At 70.5% G+C, this 16,750-nt stretch carries 13 protein-coding genes; 11 read left to right on the forward strand and 2 right to left on the reverse strand.

The window, feature by feature from the left end; all coding sequences use genetic code 11:
* Nucleotides 1-139: 139 nt before the first annotated feature.
* Together AB0I77_RS45955 and AB0I77_RS45960 are read right to left on the reverse strand one after the other, a co-directional pair.
* Complete coding sequence (locus AB0I77_RS45955) at nucleotides 140-1,522, reverse strand: FAD-binding oxidoreductase (RefSeq protein ID WP_363288879.1); 1,383 nt, start codon at nucleotides 1,520-1,522, stop codon at nucleotides 140-142.
* Nucleotides 1,523-1,592: 70 nt separating this feature from the next.
* A complete protein-coding gene (locus AB0I77_RS45960; protein WP_363288939.1) occupies nucleotides 1,593-3,395 on the reverse strand; it encodes a glycoside hydrolase family 15 protein in 1,803 nt (600 codons plus the stop codon).
* 506 nt (nucleotides 3,396-3,901) lie between these two features.
* On the opposite strand from AB0I77_RS45960, the gene AB0I77_RS45965 reads away from it, so the two are divergent.
* The 11 genes from AB0I77_RS45965 (at nucleotide 3,902) to AB0I77_RS46015 (ending at nucleotide 16,691) form a co-directional block, all read left to right on the forward strand.
* A complete protein-coding gene (locus AB0I77_RS45965; RefSeq protein WP_363288940.1) occupies nucleotides 3,902-5,566 on the forward strand; it encodes a CTP synthase in 1,665 nt (554 codons plus the stop codon).
* Between the two features lie 86 nt (nucleotides 5,567-5,652).
* Entirely contained in the window at nucleotides 5,653-6,279 is a 627-nt protein-coding gene (locus AB0I77_RS45970; protein WP_363288880.1) for an NUDIX hydrolase, read from the forward strand.
* 181 nt (nucleotides 6,280-6,460) lie between these two features.
* Nucleotides 6,461-8,551: a tetratricopeptide repeat protein gene (locus AB0I77_RS45975; protein ID WP_363288881.1), complete on the forward strand. Its 2,091-nt coding sequence runs from the start codon at nucleotides 6,461-6,463 to the stop codon at nucleotides 8,549-8,551.
* 136 nt (nucleotides 8,552-8,687) lie between these two features.
* Nucleotides 8,688-9,812 carry an alanine dehydrogenase gene (gene ald, locus AB0I77_RS45980; RefSeq protein ID WP_363288882.1) on the forward strand — a complete coding sequence of 375 codons (1,125 nt, stop codon included), beginning with the start codon at nucleotides 8,688-8,690 and terminating at the stop codon, nucleotides 9,810-9,812.
* Nucleotides 9,813-10,228: 416 nt separating this feature from the next.
* Nucleotides 10,229-11,365, forward strand: a complete 1,137-nt coding sequence (locus AB0I77_RS45985; RefSeq protein ID WP_363288883.1) for a ParA family protein — start codon at nucleotides 10,229-10,231, stop codon at nucleotides 11,363-11,365.
* Complete coding sequence (locus AB0I77_RS45990) at nucleotides 11,350-11,934, forward strand: hypothetical protein (protein ID WP_363288884.1); 585 nt, start codon at nucleotides 11,350-11,352, stop codon at nucleotides 11,932-11,934. Before AB0I77_RS45985 ends, AB0I77_RS45990 begins: the two co-directional genes overlap by 16 nt.
* Nucleotides 11,935-11,952: 18 nt before the next feature.
* Nucleotides 11,953-12,963 carry a segregation/condensation protein A gene (locus AB0I77_RS45995; RefSeq protein WP_363288885.1) on the forward strand — a complete coding sequence of 337 codons (1,011 nt, stop codon included), beginning with the start codon at nucleotides 11,953-11,955 and terminating at the stop codon, nucleotides 12,961-12,963.
* Nucleotides 12,960-13,643 carry an SMC-Scp complex subunit ScpB gene (scpB, locus tag AB0I77_RS46000; RefSeq protein ID WP_363288886.1) on the forward strand — a complete coding sequence of 228 codons (684 nt, stop codon included), beginning with the start codon at nucleotides 12,960-12,962 and terminating at the stop codon, nucleotides 13,641-13,643. Before AB0I77_RS45995 ends, scpB begins: the two co-directional genes overlap by 4 nt.
* Nucleotides 13,643-14,779, forward strand: a complete 1,137-nt coding sequence (locus tag AB0I77_RS46005; RefSeq protein ID WP_363288887.1) for a pseudouridine synthase — start codon at nucleotides 13,643-13,645, stop codon at nucleotides 14,777-14,779. The genes scpB and AB0I77_RS46005 overlap by 1 nt, the downstream gene beginning before the upstream one ends.
* Before the next feature lie 164 nt (nucleotides 14,780-14,943).
* Nucleotides 14,944-15,675, forward strand: a complete 732-nt coding sequence (locus AB0I77_RS46010) for an NUDIX domain-containing protein (protein ID WP_363288888.1) — start codon at nucleotides 14,944-14,946, stop codon at nucleotides 15,673-15,675.
* Nucleotides 15,672-16,691, forward strand: coding sequence for an ADP-ribosylglycohydrolase family protein (locus AB0I77_RS46015; RefSeq protein WP_363288889.1), 1,020 nt, complete (start codon nucleotides 15,672-15,674; stop codon nucleotides 16,689-16,691). The genes AB0I77_RS46010 and AB0I77_RS46015 overlap by 4 nt, the downstream gene beginning before the upstream one ends.
* Nucleotides 16,692-16,750 lie beyond the last annotated feature (59 nt).

Consider the following 16,750-nt stretch of genomic DNA (forward strand, 5'->3'; position numbering starts at 1 on the left):
GGCGGTGGGCTTGGTGGGCGGTCTCGACGTCGTACGCGTGCGTGTGTGTGGTGGCGTAAGCCGAGGCCGGGCTGGATGAGATCGCCCTTGTTCCGGCCACGGCCGGCGATCCGGGGCAGGGAGCCGACGCTCATGGCGCTCAGGCCGGTCTGATGTTGTGGTTGAAGCGGAAGACGTTGTCCGGGTCGTATTGCCGCTTCAGCTCGGCCAGCCGTCGGGTGTTCTCGGCGCCCAGGCCGGCCCGCACCCGCTCCGGGCCCTCGTCGCCGATGAAGTTGAGGTAGACCGCGCCGGAGCTCCACGGCCGGGCATCGGCGCGCACGTCCCTCACCCACTGGATGGCCTGTTCGTCGTCGGCCGGGTTCTCCCAGGCCGCGAACGGGTGCACCGCCCAGCGCGCGTCCCGGTACGGCACGGGATACTCGTGCGGCCCGTCGGCGATCGCGCCGCCCTGCGGGAACAGCACGTGCTGGGTGCTGGACGGCACCGGCATGGAGTCCGCGCGGGCACAGAAGACGTCCACGAAGTCGTCGGGCGCCTCCGTCAGGAACTCCGCCGACCAGTAGTTCCGCAGCCCGGGCGGATCGTCGATCATGCACTGGACGTCGGCGTACGGCATCGCCCCGACGATCTCCACCTCGTGCGGCAGCGCCAGCAGCGGCTCGGCGAGCTTGAGCATGCCCTCCTCACCGCCGGCGTACGTCAGCATCGCCGCGCACAGCAGAGTGCCGACCAGCTGCGGCGGTACGAACTCCTCGGGCGGGCCGGTGAGATAGATCACTCCGCCGGCCGCCTCGACCGGGGCGGCCGAGATCAGGTCGCGATAGGTGCGGACGACCTCGGGGCCGAGCTCCGGGAGGTACATCAGCAGCGCGACACAGAACTCGGGCAGCTCGTGCAGTTCGAGGGTGAGCGCGGTGGCGATGCCGAAGTTGCCGCCGCCTCCGTGCAGGCCCCAGAACAGGTCGGGGTTCTCGTCGGCGTTCGCGTGGATCCGGCTGCCGTCGGCGGTGACCAGCTCGACGCCGAGCAGGTTGTCGACGGCGAGTCCGCAGCAGCGGTCCAGCCAGCCGGTACCGCCGCCCAGGACGAAGCCACCGACGCCGGTGGTGGAGACCCGGCCGCCGGTGGTCGCGAGGCCGTACGGCTGGGTGGCGCGGTCGAGGTGGCTCATCGTGGCGCCGCCCCCGACCCGTACCGCCTCGGCCGCCGGGTCGACGGTCACCTCGTGCATCCGGCGCAGGTCGACGACCAGACCGTCGTCGTTCAGCGCCATGCCCGCCACGCTGTGCCCGCCCCCGCGGACCGCGATCTTCAGGTCCAGCTCCCGGCCGAAGCGCACGGCCCGTACGACGTCGTCCTCGTGCGCGCACCGCGCGATCACCGCGGGCCGTCGGTCGATCATGCCGTTGTGGACGGTCCGGGCGTCGTCGTAGCCCGGATCCCCCGGGGCGAACACCTCGCCGGCCAGTTCCTCGCGGAGCGCGGCGAGAGCCGCGCCCGCCTTCGAGAGGGAAGCCATGGCCGCCCCCTTCCGAAATGGGGGAATTATCCAGGTTTCAGCCTAGGTGGGTGCGGCCCAGGGGGCGCGCTCAGCCGCCGTACGCCCCGGACGCGGTCAGTCGCAGTGCCGTGTCGATGAGCGGCACGTGACTGAAGGCCTGTGGGAAGTTGCCGACCTGGCGCTTCAGGTGCGGGTCCCACTCCTCGGCCAGCAGCCCGAGGTCGTTGCGCAGCGCCAGGAGCTTCTCGAACAGCTTGCGGGCCTCGTCCACACGGCCGATCATCGCGAGGTCGTCCGCCATCCAGAACGAGCAGGCGAGGAAGGCGCCCTCGTCGCCCGAGAGGCCGTCCACGCCCGCGTCGTCGCCGGCCGTGGGGTAGCGCAGGATGAAGCCGTCCGTCGTGGACAGCTCGCGCTGGATCGCCTCGATCGTGCCGATCACGCGCTTGTCGTCCGGGGGCAGGAAGCCCATCTGCGGGATCAGCAGCAGCGAGGCGTCCAGCTCCTTGGAGCCGTACGACTGCGTGAAGGTGTTGCGCTCCTTGTCGTAGCCCTTCTCGCACACGTCCCGGTGGATGTCGTCGCGCAGTTCGCGCCACTTCTCCAGCGGGCCGTCCGCGTCGCCGGACTCGATCAGCTTGATGGTGCGGTCGACGGCGACCCAGGCCATCACCTTGGAGTGCACGAAGTGGCGGCGCGGGCCGCGCACCTCCCAGATGCCCTCGTCCGGCTCGTCCCAGTGCTGTTCCAGGTAGCGGATGAGCTTGAGCTGGAGCAGCGAGGCGTAGTCGTTGCGGGCCAGGCCCGTCATGTGGGCCAGGTGCAGGGCCTCGGTGACCTCGCCGTACACGTCCAGCTGGAGCTGGTGCGCGGCGCCGTTGCCCACCCGGACCGGCCCGGAACTCTCGTATCCCGGCAGCCAGTCCAGTTCGGCCTCGCCCAGCTCGCGCTCGCCGGCGATGCCGTACATGATCTGGAGGTTCTCCGGGTCGCCGGCGACGGCCCGCAGCAGCCACTCGCGCCAGGCGCGGGCCTCCTCGCGGTAGCCGGTGCGCAGCAGCGAGGAGAGGGTGATGGCCGCGTCGCGCAGCCAGGTGTAGCGGTAGTCCCAGTTGCGGACGCCGCCGATCTCCTCCGGCAGGGAGGTGGTGGGGGCGGCGACGATGCCGCCGGTGGGGGCGTACGTCAGCGCCTTCAGCGTGATCAGCGAGCGGACGACGGCCTCGCGGTAGGGACCGTGGTAGGTGCAGTGTTCCACCCAGTCACGCCAGAAGTCCTCCGTCGCCTCCAGCGCCTGCTCCGGCTCCGGCAGCGCCGGCGGCTCCTTGTGCGAGGGCTCCCAGGAGATGGTGAAGGCGATCCGGTCACCCGGAGCGACCGTGAAGTCCGCGTAGGTAGTCAGCGACTTGCCGTAGGTCTCGGCGGACGTGTCGAACCACACAGAGTCCGGGCCCGCGACGGCCACCGTGCGCCCCTCGTGCCGGTGCACCCACGGGACGACCCGGCCGTAGGAGAAACGCATCCGGAGCGCGGAGCGCATCGGGACGCGGCCCGAGACGCCCTCCACGATCCTGATCAGCTGCGGGGCGCCGTCACGCGGGGGCATGAAGTCGATTACACGGACCGTGCCGCGCGGTGTGTCCCACTCGGATTCCAGGATCAGGGAGTCGCCGCGGTAGTTGCGCCGGGCCGCGGTGGGCGGTTCGGCGTCGGCCGCGTGCGCGGGTCCGAGCCGCCAGAAGCCGTGTTCCTCGGTGCCCAGCAGACCGGCGAAGATGGCATGCGAGTCGAAGCGGGGCAGGCACAGCCAGTCCACTGTGCCGTCCCGGCAGACCAGGGCAGCGGTCTGCATGTCTCCGATGAGTGCGTAATCTTCGATGCGCCCGGCCACGTGCAACTCCAGTCGAACGGCCACGTCACCCCGCAAGGGGGCTGTCGCTAGTGCGGTCAAGGGGGTGGTTGTGCATACGTCGTTGAGCGGTGAATCAAAACAGTCGTGCCGCTGTGAGGCAAAACGACATCTGTTGCTCAACGAACTGACGAGCTCTTGTTGTTCCGGTGGTTACGGGCGGGGGTGGTGCCGTGTTGCCGGCCGGCTCGGCAGTGAGTGTCCGAGCAGGATACGACGCACGTTGTTGATCCGGGTGCCGCTCCGGACAAGGAGAGTGCGCCGAACGGGTGAGCAACCGGTGAGAAACCCGTGCGTTCGTGCCCGGTCTGTGTCGGTCTGTGTGCGGAGCGTGGCCGGAAGCCATCTCCTCCTGGCGCTGATACCCTGGTAGCCCGTGGACCGGTGGGCACGAAACCCCCGAACCGCAGCGACGGCACCCCCGGATTCTTCCGGCTAGGCAGCCGCTCCGCACTCCAGACCGCGACCACGGGAGCCCCCTCTTGGCCATGCCGCCCGCTGCTTTTCGAAACAGCACAGCCACGACGACCAAGCACATCTTCGTCACCGGGGGTGTCGCCTCCTCGCTGGGCAAGGGCCTCACCGCCTCCAGCCTCGGCATGCTGCTCAAGGCGCGGGGCCTGCGCGTCGTGATGCAGAAGCTCGATCCGTATCTGAACGTCGACCCGGGCACGATGAACCCCTTCCAGCATGGTGAGGTGTTCGTCACCAACGACGGCGCCGAGACCGACCTGGACATCGGCCACTACGAGCGCTTCCTCGACCGTGACCTGGACGGTTCCGCCAACGTCACCACCGGCCAGATCTACTCGACCGTGATCGCCAAGGAGCGGCGCGGCGAGTACCTGGGCGACACCGTGCAGGTCATCCCGCACATCACCAACGAAATCAAGCATCGCATCCGCCGCATGGCGACGGACGAGGTGGACGTGGTGATCACCGAGGTGGGCGGCACGGTCGGCGACATCGAGTCGCTGCCGTTCCTGGAGACCGTGCGCCAGGTCCGGCACGAGGTCGGCCGCGACAACGTCTTCGTCGTTCACATCTCGCTCCTGCCTTACATCGGCCCCTCGGGAGAGCTGAAGACGAAGCCGACCCAGCACTCGGTTGCGGCTCTGCGCAACATCGGTATCCAGCCAGATGCGATCGTGCTGCGCTGCGACCGCGAGGTGCCCACCGCGATCAAGCGCAAGATCTCGCTGATGTGCGACGTCGACGAGGCCGCCGTGGTCGCCTGCCCCGACGCCCGCTCGATCTACGACATCCCGAAGACCGTGCACGGCGAGGGCCTGGACGCCTACGTCGTCCGCAAGCTGGACCTCGCGTTCCGCGACGTGGACTGGACGACCTGGGACGACCTGCTCGACCGCGTGCACAACCCCGACCACGAGATCACCCTCGCCCTGGTCGGCAAGTACATCGACCTGCCCGACGCCTATCTCTCGGTCATCGAGGCGCTGCGCGCCGGCGGCTTCGCCAACAAGGCCCGCGTGACGATCAAGTGGGTCACCTCGGACGACTGCAAGACCAAGGCCGGCGCCGCCCAGCAGCTCGGTGACGTCGACGGCATCTGCATCCCGGGTGGCTTCGGCGACCGCGGTGTGCTCGGCAAGGTCGGTGCCATCCGCTACGCCCGCGAGAACAAGATCCCGCTGCTTGGCCTGTGTCTGGGCCTCCAGTGCATCGTGATCGAGGCGGCCCGCAACCTCGCCGACATCTCCGACGCCAACTCCACCGAGTTCGACCCGGCCACCGGCCACCCGGTCATCTCCACCATGGCCGAGCAGCTCGACATCGTCGCCGGCGAGGGCGACATGGGCGGCACGATGCGCCTGGGCATGTACCCGGCCAAGCTGGCCGAGGGCTCGATCGTGCGCGAGGTGTACGACGGCAAGGAGTACGTCGAGGAGCGCCACCGGCACCGCTACGAGGTGAACAACGCCTACCGCGCGGAGCTGGAGAAGAAGGCGGGCATCCTGTTCTCCGGCACCTCGCCGGATGGCAAGCTCGTCGAGTACGTCGAGTACTCGCGCGAGGTCCATCCTTACCTGGTCGCCACCCAGGCGCACCCCGAGCTGCGCTCGCGTCCGACGCGTCCGCACCCGTTGTTCGCCGGCCTGGTGAAGGCGGCGGTCGAGCGGAAGATTTCCTAGCTGCACAACAGTTGTACGGTTGCCGGGGCGCGCGCATTCAAAAGGCGGGCGCCCCGGCCTCTTTGCGCAGGTGGAAGGTAGAGTGCATGACGATCAAGGACACCCCCGAGGCGTGGGAGATCCGGGCGACGGAAACCCCCTTCGTGGGCAACAAGACCTCCGTCCGCACGGACGAGGTGGTCATGCCCGACGGCTCGGTGGTCCGCCGCGACTACCAGGTCCACCCCGGCTCGGTCGCCGTCCTCGCCCTCGACGCCGAGGACCGGGTCCTGCTCATCAAGCAGTACCGCCACCCCGTGCGCCAGAAGCTGTGGGAGATCCCGGCCGGCCTGCTCGACGTGCCCGGCGAGAACCCGCTGCACGCCGCGCAGCGCGAGCTGTACGAGGAGGCGCACGTCAAGGCCGAGGACTGGCGGGTGCTGACCGACGTCTACACGACCGCCGGCGGCTGCGACGAAGCCGTGCGCGTCTTCCTGGCCCGCGAGCTGTCCGAGGCCGAGGGGGAGCGGTTCGAGGTGGAGGACGAGGAGGCCGACATGGAGCACGCGCGCGTGCCGGTCGATGACCTCGTCCGGGGCGTGCTCGCGGGCGAGGTGCACAACAACTGCCTCGTCGTGGGCTTGCTGTCCCTGGTCGCCGCTCGGAACGGGGACGGGCTCGACGCCCTGCGTCCGGCTCAGGCGCCCTGGCCCGCGCGGCCGTTCGAATCCTGAACCGGGCCCGGAACCCACACTCCGCCACTGATATGACCATCGGCTGATCCGATCGGGGGGAGTATCCCTCGTGCTGCGCCGCGCTCCGCCCGGAAGGTAGCAGAGCGTGAACTAGGCTCTGGAAACGCCCGAACCGGAGTCCCGGCGGGCCCCAGCGTACGGTGGGACGGGAGTGTGGCCCGTGACGGATCAGGCGGTGGACACAGACGGTGTGCGGCTGTCCGAAGACACTGCTGCGGAGACTCTCTTCCTGGGCCGCACAAGGGAGTTGAAGGAACTCCGCGCCGACATCGAGCGGGCCGGCCTGGACACCCTCTCCGGCCGCAAGGCCCCCCGCGCGCGCGTGCTCCTCATCGCGGGCAGGCCCGGCTCGGGGCGCACCGCGCTCGCCGAGGAACTCGTACGGCAGGTTGCGGACCGTTACCAGGACGGGGTGCTCCGGGCCCGACTCAGCGAGCCCGACGGTACGCCCGTGCCCACCGAGCGCACCGCCCGCGCCCTGCTGGCCGCGCTGGAGCTGCCGGCGCCGGCCGGAGCCGCCGAGGACGATCTCACGGCCGCGCTCCGCGAGGCCCTCACCGAGCGCCGGGTGCTCCTCCTGCTCGACGACGCGGCCACCGCGGAGCAGGTCGACGCCCTGCTGCCGGACACCCCGGAATGCCTGGTCGTCGCCGTCTCCGGGGGCCCGCTGACCGGGATCGCGGACGTCCGCCCCTGCACCGTGGGCGGCCTCGACACCAAGTCGGCGGTGGAACTGCTGTCCCGGCACACCGGGTCGGTCCGCATCACCGTCGACCCCCGCGCCGCCGAGGGCCTGGTCGAGGAGTGCCAGGGCCAACCCGCCGCGCTGAGGCTGGCCGGCGGCTGGCTCGCCGCCCGCCCCAAGGCGGCCGTCGCCGACCTCGCCAAGCATCTGCACACCGAGAGTGACGAGGGGACGACCCCGCTCAGCCGGGTCTTCCGGCTCGTCCACACCTCCCTGCCCGCCCCGGCCGCCCGGACCCTGCGGTTGCTCGCCCTCGCCCCGGCCGGCCTGGTCGACCCGCACACCGCCTCCGCGCTCGCGGGCTGCTCGGTGGACGGCGCCCGCACCACCCTGGACGACTTCGTTGCCCTCGGCCTGCTGCACGCGGTGGAGTCTCCGCTCCCGCAGTACGAGGTCCCGGGCTGTCTACAGCCCCTGCTGAAGGCTCTCACCGAGTCCCAGGACCGCCCCGCCGAGCTCCAGCTGGCCCGCGCCCGCATGCTGGAGCGGACCGTACGGCTGTTGCAGTCCTGCCGGGCCATCACCGAGACCGACAGTCCCGAGGCACGCGAGAAGCTCCAGGGCATGCCGCGCTCGCTGCGCTTCCCCAGCCCCAGGGCGGCCGCCGACTGGCTGACCTTCCGCAGGCCCGCCCTGCTCGCCTCCGCCCGCCTCGCGGTCGCCGACGGCGAGCTGGACACCCTCGCGCGCCGGCTGATGTCCCAGCTCGTGCGGGCGATGGTGGCCCACTTCGGCACCCGGGCCGCCGCGCCCGACCTGTACGGCATCCACCGCCTCGTCCTGGACGTGGCCGAGCGGCGCGCGCTGCCCCGGGAGCGGGCCGCCGCCCTGCTGAACCTCGCCGACCTGGACGCGCGGACCGGGCGCACCGAGGAGGCGCTGGCGCGCTACCGGGCCGCGCTGGACGCCGGACGGGAGGCGAACGACCCGTATGCGACCGGCCGCGCGATGGAATCCGTAGGCGGTGCCCATCTGGAGCTCGGGGACTACGACCGGGCCGCCGACTGGTTCGGCCGGGCCCTCGCCCAGCGCCTGGCCCGGGACGAGCGCGCGGACGCCGCCCGGCTGTACGGCCGTATCGCCGCCGCCCACACCTTCGCGGGCCAGTACGGCGAGGCGCAGCGCAGCTGGCGGGCCGCGCTCGCCGGGTACCGCAAGAACGGCGATGTGGCCGCCCAGGCACGGGCGTTGAGCGAGCTCGCCCGCGTCCAGGAGTACGCCGGCCGGCCCGAGGAGTCGCTGCGCACCTGCCAGGAAGCCGTCGAGTGGGCCCGCCGCGCCGAGGACGTACGCCTACAGGCCGCGCTCCAGTTGCGGCTCGCCGACACGCTGGAGCACCTCGGCGATCCGGCGGCTGCGGCACTGCACCGGGGCGCGGCCGGGCGGCTGCTGGGGGAGGAGCTTTCTCCAGAGGAACCGGAGGCGGAAGCGGAGCCGGAACAGCCCGATCATCCGGAACAAGACGCTAACGCCTGCGAAATCCGTAGTACATCCGCTGAAGGTTGATGCAATGAAAGGCTAGACAGCGGGAACACCTTCATTAGACTGGCTCTGCCGCGCCTTCTTCTGCGGTGTCTCCCGGTGTGCCTACGCATGCCTGGGTATGTCTTGTAATGCCCCCACATACTCTGAGCCAAGGACCGTGATCGACGTGAAGGTCGGCATCCCCCGCGAGGTCAAGAACAACGAGTTCCGGGTGGCCATCACCCCAGCCGGTGTGCACGAGCTGGTGCGCCACGGCCACCAGGTCGTCGTCGAGCTGGGGGCCGGCGTCGGCTCCTCGATCACGGACGACGAGTACGTCGCCGCCGGCGCGCGGATCCTTCCGACCGCCGACGAGGTGTGGGCCTCCGCCGACCTGCTGCTGAAGGTCAAGGAGCCCATCGCCGAGGAGTACCACCGCCTCCGCAAGGACCAGACGCTCTTCACCTACCTGCACCTGGCCGCCTCCAAGGAGTGCACGGACGCCCTCGTCGAGTCCGGCACCACCGCGATCGCATACGAGACGGTCGAGCTGCCCGGCCGCGCCCTCCCGCTGCTCGCGCCCATGTCCGAGGTCGCGGGCCGGCTCGCCCCGCAGGTCGGCGCCTACCACCTGATGGCCGCGAACGGCGGTCGCGGTGTGCTGCCCGGCGGTGTCCCGGGCGTGCCGGCCGGCCGGGCCGTCGTGATCGGCGGCGGGGTCTCCGGCTGGAACGCGGCGCAGATCGCCATCGGTATGGGCTTCCACGTGACCCTGCTCGACAAGGACATCAACAAGCTCAAGGAGGCCGACAAGATCTTCGGTACGAAGATCCAGACCGTCGTCTCCAACGCCTTCGAGCTGGAGAAGGCCTGCCTCGGTGCCGACCTGGTCATCGGCGCCGTCCTCATCCCGGGCGCCAAGGCCCCGAAGCTCGTCACCAACGAGCTTGTTTCGCGCATGAAGCCGGGAAGTGTCCTTGTCGACATCGCGATCGACCAGGGCGGCTGCTTCGAGGACTCCCGCGCCACCACCCACGCCGACCCGACCTTCAAGGTCCACGAGTCGGTCTTCTACTGCGTCGCCAACATGCCGGGCGCGGTGCCCAACACCTCCACCTACGCGCTCACCAACGCCACGCTGCCGTACATCGTCGAACTCGCCGACCACGGCTGGGCCCAGGCGCTGCGGCGCGACCCGGCACTCGCCAAGGGGCTCAACGCCCATGACGGCAAGGTGGTTTACCGCGAGGTCGCTCAGGCGCACGGCCTGGAGCACGTGGAGCTCGACGCGCTGCTCGGCTGAGCCCCCCGGCCCGCCGAGTCGCTAAGTCATCATCCGGTAAAAGGCGATTCGTCAACAGGGGTCGTCAACGCCGTACACCCGGCCGGACCTTGACCGACGAGGCCCGGCCGGATGTGTGTATGGTCACTTTGCGACTCTCGGTCAACTCGCCTCGAACGTAACCCTTGAACCGATTCGTACACCGGTGAAACCCACCGTGCGACGGCCGTACGCCCTTGACAGTGGGATGTTTCATTGCCGACACATCCTGCCGGGTACGGCGGATTGTGTTGCTGCGGACGCCCGACACGCCATAGAGTCGCCAACCGTCGGCATGGTGCCACGCTGACCTATCGATAAGTTTCCTGGTCACGTCCAAGGAGGTAAGACGACTTGTGAATGAGTCGACATTTTCTCCCGGGGGTGGTCAACCAGGAATGCCTGCACGGGCCCAGGGCCCCGCGGGGTTCGAGGCTGTCGGCTCCGTTGCTGTGCGCACCTTCGCAGCCCACCAGAGTCACCAGATCCCAGGGATGACTCGGACAGCACACAAGAGCATGGATGGCCATCACGTGAACGCCATGGCCGGCGACGGAAGTGGCGCGCCCCACAACCAATTCGCCGACTACGACGAACTGCCCGACGGGCACTTCTACGACCCCGACGCCGAGTACGAGCCCGATCCCGAGTACGCGGCCACGCTCGCGCCCGACGCTGCCCGCCAGCGCCGCGAGCGCATCGGCCCGACCGGGCGCCCGCTGCCGTACTTCCCGATCCCGGGTCCGCTGACCAGTCACGGCCCCGCGACGATCATCGCGATGTGCAACCAGAAGGGCGGCGTCGGCAAGACGACGTCGACCATCAACCTGGGTGCCGCCCTCGCGGAGTACGGACGTCGCGTGCTGCTCGTGGACTTCGACCCGCAGGGCGCGCTGTCGGTCGGTCTCGGTGTCAACCCGATGGAGCTCGACCTCACCGTCTACAACCTGCTCATGGAGCGGGGCATGGCGGCCGACGAGGTGCTCCTGAAGACGGCGGTCCCGAACATGGACCTGCTGCCGAGCAATATCGACTTGTCGGCGGCCGAGGTCCAGTTGGTCTCCGAGGTCGCGCGCGAGTCGACACTGCAGCGCGCCCTGAAGCCGCTCATGGCCGACTACGACTACATCGTGATCGACTGTCAGCCCTCGCTCGGCCTGCTCACGGTGAACGCCCTGACGGCCGCGCACAAGGTGATCGTGCCCCTGGAGTGCGAGTTCTTCGCCCTCCGCGGTGTCGCGCTGCTGACGGAGACCATCGAGAAGGTCCAGGAACGGCTCAACCCGGAGCTGGAGCTCGACGGGATCCTCGCCACGATGTACGACTCGCGCACCGTGCACAGCCGTGAGGTGCTCGCGCGGGTCGTCGAGGCGTTCGACGACCATGTCTACCACACGGTCATCGGGCGCACGGTCCGCTTCCCGGAGACCACGGTCGCCGGCGAACCGATCACCACGTACGCGTCCAACTCCGTCGGCGCCGCCGCCTACCGTCAGCTCGCCAGGGAGGTGCTCGCCCGGTGTCACGCCGAGTGAGTCTGCCGGGGGCCGACGAACTGTTCCGTACGACAGGGGGGATGGCGCTCCAGGCGTCCACTCCCCGGCGCCAGGCCAACGGCGAGGCCCGGGTGCCGGCTCCCGCGGGGGAGAGCGACGGGGCCGCGGCCTCGTCCTCCGAGGACGGACCGCAGTCCGTGCCCGCGCAGGGCGGCGACGGCGACGGCGCGGAGCACGTGGCGGCCGACGCGGAGCCCGCGGAAGCCGGCGAGTCCCGCAGCCGGGGCGCGGAGCGCTCCGGGCGTCGTCAGGGGGAGCAGGAAGGTTCTGCCCAGGCCTCCGCCGGAGCCCAGTCGCGCGGCGGCAAGCGAGGACGGGCCCCCTCGCGCCGCCCCAGCGGGCGGGAGCGGCACGACGAGAAGATCACGGTGTACGTGTCCGCCGAGGAGCTGATGGATCTGGAGCACGCGCGTCTGGTGCTCCGGGGCGAGCACGGACTCGCGGTCGACCGCGGACGGATCGTGCGCGAGGCCGTCGCCGTCGTCCTGGCCGACCTGGAGTCCCGCGGGGACGCGAGCATCCTCGTCCGGCGGCTGCGCGGGCGGTAGCGGTAGCCTGCGGGGGCTATGACCTCGAACGACGTTCCCGCCCCCGGCGCACCCGCCGGTCGTCGGCGCGCGCTGGGGAAAGGGGCGATGGCTCCGCCGGTTGAACCGGATGTGCCTGTGCCTGCGCCTGTGCCTGCGCCGCCTGCGGCGGAGAGCGAACCGGTGGCTGCGGTCGAGGCCCCGGCTGAGGCCGATGGGGCTCAGCCGGAAGAAGTCGACGACGGTGTCTTCAAGGTCCGGCTCGCCAACTTCGAGGGGCCCTTCGACCTGCTGCTCCAGCTGATCTCCCGGCACAAGCTGGACGTCACCGAGGTCGCCCTGTCCAAGGTGACCGACGAGTTCATGGCGCACATCAGGGCGATGGGACCGGACTGGGACCTCGACCAGACCACCGAGTTCCTGGTCGTCGCGGCCACCCTGCTGGACCTGAAGGCGGCCCGGCTGCTGCCCGCCGCCGAGGTGGAGGACGAGGCGGACCTGGCGCTCCTCGAGGCCCGGGACCTGCTCTTCGCACGGCTCCTCCAGTACCGCGCGTACAAGCAGATCGCCGACATCTTCAGCGGACGGCTCGACGACGAGGCCCGCCGCTACCCCCGTACCGTCGGACTCGAACCGCACCACGCCGAACTGCTGCCCGAGGTGGTCATCAGCATCGGCGCAGAGGGATTCGCGAAGCTCGCCGTCAAGGCGATGCAGCCCAAGCCCAAGCCCCAGGTGTACGTCGACCACATCCACGCGCCGCTGGTCAGCGTGCAGGAGCAGGCCGGGATCGTCGTCGCGCGGCTGAAGGAGCTCGGCGAGGCCAGTTTCCGGGTGCTGGTGGAGGACACCGTCGACACACTGACCGTCGTGGCGCGCTTCCTGGCGCTGCTGGAGCTGTACCGGGAGAAGGCCGTCGCTCTCGACCAGGAGACCGCACTGGGCGAGCTGCTGGTGCGCTGGACCGGTGGGGACGGGGACACCGAGCCCGTGGTGACCGACGAGTTCGACCGGCCGCCGGAGCTGCCCAAGGAGGAGGAGAAGGCGTGAGCGAGGAGACCACCGACGTACCGGCCGGCCTGCGCACGGTCGCCGACCTCGACCTCAAGCCGGCCCTGGAGGCCGTCCTCATGGTCGTGGACGAACCCGCGACCGTGGAACACCTGGCGAAGATCCTTCAGCGGCCCAAGCGGAAGATCGCGGACGCGCTGCGGGAGCTGGCCGACGAGTACACCGTGCAGGGGCGCGGCTTCGAGCTGCGGCTGATCGCGGGCGGCTGGCGCTTCTACAGCCGCCCCGAGTACGCGGCGGCCGTCGAGGGCTTCGTCCTGGACGGCCAGCAGGCCCGGCTCACGCAGGCCGCGCTGGAGACGCTGGCGGTCGTCGCCTACCGCCAGCCGGTCAGCCGCAGCCGGGTCTCGGCGGTCCGCGGAGTGAACTGCGACGGTGTGATGCGCACCCTCCTTCAGCGCGGTCTGGTCGCGGAGGCGGGAACGGAACCCGAAACAGGTGCGATCCTGTACACGACGACGAACTACTTCCTGGAACGGATGGGCCTGCGCGGTCTGGACGAGCTCCCGGAGCTCGCGCCCTTCCTCCCGGAGGCGGAGGCGATCGAGGCCGAGACCCAGGAAGCCGTACCGTCGTTCGATCCGGATGCTCCGGACGCGGACGACGGTGCCGGGACGTACATGCCTAATACGACGCCTAATACGACGACGGAAATTTGATGCGAAGCAGCGGTAGCGGCAAGAGCGGCGGGCGCGGTAACCCCCGCGGTGCCGGCAACAACAGGGACCAGAAGCAGGGGCAGGCGAAGGGCCAGGGCAGGGGGCAGGGTCAGGGCAGGGGTCAGGCACAGGGCCAGGGCCAGGCTCAGGGGCGTCCCAGCAAGCCCCGCCCCGAGGAGCGCCGCTACGACGTGGGCCCCAGCGCGTCTCATGAGGGACCGAAGGCGGGGCGCGGCGGCGCGGCGCGCGGCGGCGCCAAGGGCGGACCGAAGAAGCCCCAGCAGGGCGGCGGGCGCGGCCGTACCGCCCCGGCGACCTCGCGCGAGTACGAGACGCGGGCCGAGGAGCGCAACCGCGACCGGTACGCGAACAAGAAGGACGTCAAGCCGCCCAAGACCTTCCCGGGCGCCGAGCAGGAGGGCGAGCGGCTGCAGAAGGTGCTCGCGCGCGCGGGCTACGGCTCCCGGCGGGCCTGCGAGGAGCTGATCGAGCAGGCGCGGGTCGAGGTCAACGGCGAGATCGTCCTGGAGCAGGGCAAGCGGGTCGACCCGGAGCGGGACGAGGTCAAGGTCGACGGCCTGACCGTGGCGACGCAGTCGTACCAGTTCTTCTCGCTGAACAAGCCGGCCGGTGTCGTCTCGACGATGGAGGACACCGAGGGCCGGCAGTGCCTCGGCGACTACGTGACCAACCGCGAGACGCGGCTCTTCCACGTGGGGCGGCTCGACACCGAGACCGAGGGTGTCATCCTGCTCACCAACCACGGCGAGCTGGCGCACCGGCTGACCCATCCCAGGTACGGCGTGAAGAAGGTCTACCTCGCGCACATCGTGGGCCCGATCCCGCGCGACCTGGGCAAGCGGCTCAAGGACGGCATCCAGCTGGAGGACGGGTACGCGAAGGCGGACCACTTCCGGGTCGTCGAGCAGACCGGCAAGAACTACCTCGTCGAGGTCACCCTCCACGAGGGCCGCAAGCACATCGTGCGCCGCATGCTGGCCGAGGCCGGCTTCCCGGTCGACAAGCTGGTCCGTGTCGCCTTCGGCCCGATCACCCTGGGCGACCAGAAGTCGGGCTGGCTGCGGCGGCTGTCGAACACCGAGGTCGGGATGCTGATGAAGGAAGTCGACCTGTAGATCGCCCTTCACGGCGGCCGGTTCCGAAATCGACTCGGGACCGGCCGATTCGTTTGTGCCTTCCCACCGGTCTTGGCCGGTCGCCGTGCCCCGTGTGCCTAGGGGTTGCCGCAACACAGCCACCCCTTTTATAGTCGTACTGACTATTAAGGAGGTGGGTTTGCGTGGGCCAGGAAGAAACGGATTACGACAAGCACGCCTACGAACCCTTCGCCGTCACCGTCGACCTCGCCGTCCTCACCCTCGGCGCCGGCGGGCTGCACGTGCTGCTCGTCGAGCGCGGGCAGGAGCCGTACGCGGGCCGCTGGGCGCTGCCCGGCGGGTTCGTGCAGCCGGACGAGTCCGCGGAGACGGCCGCCCGGCGCGAACTCGCCGAGGAGACCGGCCTGTCGGACGTCTCCGGGCTGCACCTGGAGCAGTTGCGGACCTACAGCGAGCCCGACCGCGACCCCCGCATGCGGGTCGTGTCGGTCGCCTTCGCCGCGCTGCTGCCGGACCCTCCCGAGCCGCACGCGGGCAGCGACGCGGCGCGGGCGAGCTGGGTGTCGTACGACTCGGCCGGACCGCTCGCCTTCGACCACGACCGGATCCTGGCCGACGCGCACGAACGCGTCGGCGCCAAGCTGGAGTACACCTGCCTCGCCACCGCGTTCTGCCCGCCCGAATTCACGCTCGGCGAGTTGCAGCAGGTCTACGAGTCCGTCTGGGGCACCGAGCTCGACCGGCCCAACTTCCGGCGCAAAGTGCTCGCCACGCCCGGCTTCGTCGAACCGGTCCCGGGCGCTGCCCGGCTGACCGGCGGACGCGGCAAACCGGCCGCGCTGTACCGTGCGGGCCCGGCCACCACCCTGCACCCGCCCCTCCTCCGCCCGTCCCGGGAAGGACACCCCGTATGACCACCACCGTCCGGAAGCAAGCCGCCACCGGAGCGCTCACCGGTCTCGCCCTCGGGGACGCGCTGGGCTTCCCGACCGAGTTCAATGACGTCCCCTCGATCCTCGCCAAGTGCGGACCCTGGCGGGAGATGGCATTGCCGAGGCCGGCGATCGTCACCGACGACACGCAGATGACTCTGGCGCTGGGGCGGGGGCTGCGGACGGCGATGGACCGGGGAGTGCTCGCACCGGAGGGGATGGCCGACCCCGTACGGCAGGAGTTCATCGCCTGGAACCGGTCCCCGGAGAACGACCGCGCTCCGGGCAACACCTGCATCCGGGCCTGCCGACTGCTGGAGCGCACGGACCGGCCCTGGCAGGACGCCAGCCAGATCGGCTCCAAGGGCTGCGGCGCCAACATGCGCGTCGCTCCCATCGGACTGGTCCCCGGACTGAGCGACGAACAGCGCGCGGGCGCCGCCCAGTTGCAGTCCGCGCTCACCCACGGGCATCCGACGGCACTGGCCGCGTCCGACCTCACGGCGCACGCCGTACGCCTGCTCGCGCAGGGCGCCGAGCCCATGGCCCTCGTCGGGCTGCTGAGGTCGTACGCACTGGAGAACCGCAGCGGCTACCACCACCGCTGGCTCGGCGACCTGTGGACGCGCGGCCAGGACCCCACCCCCGAGCAGTTCATCGCCCGGGGCTGGGACGAGTGCCTGGAGATCCTCGACCGTCTCCAGGCCGCCGTGGGGAGCGTCTCGCCCGAGACCGACCCGTGTCTGGCCACCGGCGAGGGCTGGATCGCCGAAGAGGCCCTGGCGACCGGCCTGTTGTGCTTCCTGCTCTTCGTCGACGAGCCGGTGACCGCGCTGCGCCGTGCCGCCTGCACCTCCGGCGACTCGGACTCGATCGCCTGTCTGACGGGGGCCTTCGCGGGCGCCTACCTGGGCGCCGACGCCTGGCCGACGGACTGGGCCGACCGCATCGAGTACCGCGGCGAACTCCTCACCCTCGGGGCGCTCTGGGACGCTTGAGCGATGAGGAGGCCGACATCGAGCGGCCGCGCCGGCGGCAGGTGCATCGCGTGCGGCAT

It is taken from the genome of Streptomyces sp. NPDC050619 (assembly GCF_040654815.1).
In the GTDB taxonomy this organism is placed as follows: domain Bacteria; phylum Actinomycetota; class Actinomycetes; order Streptomycetales; family Streptomycetaceae; genus Streptomyces.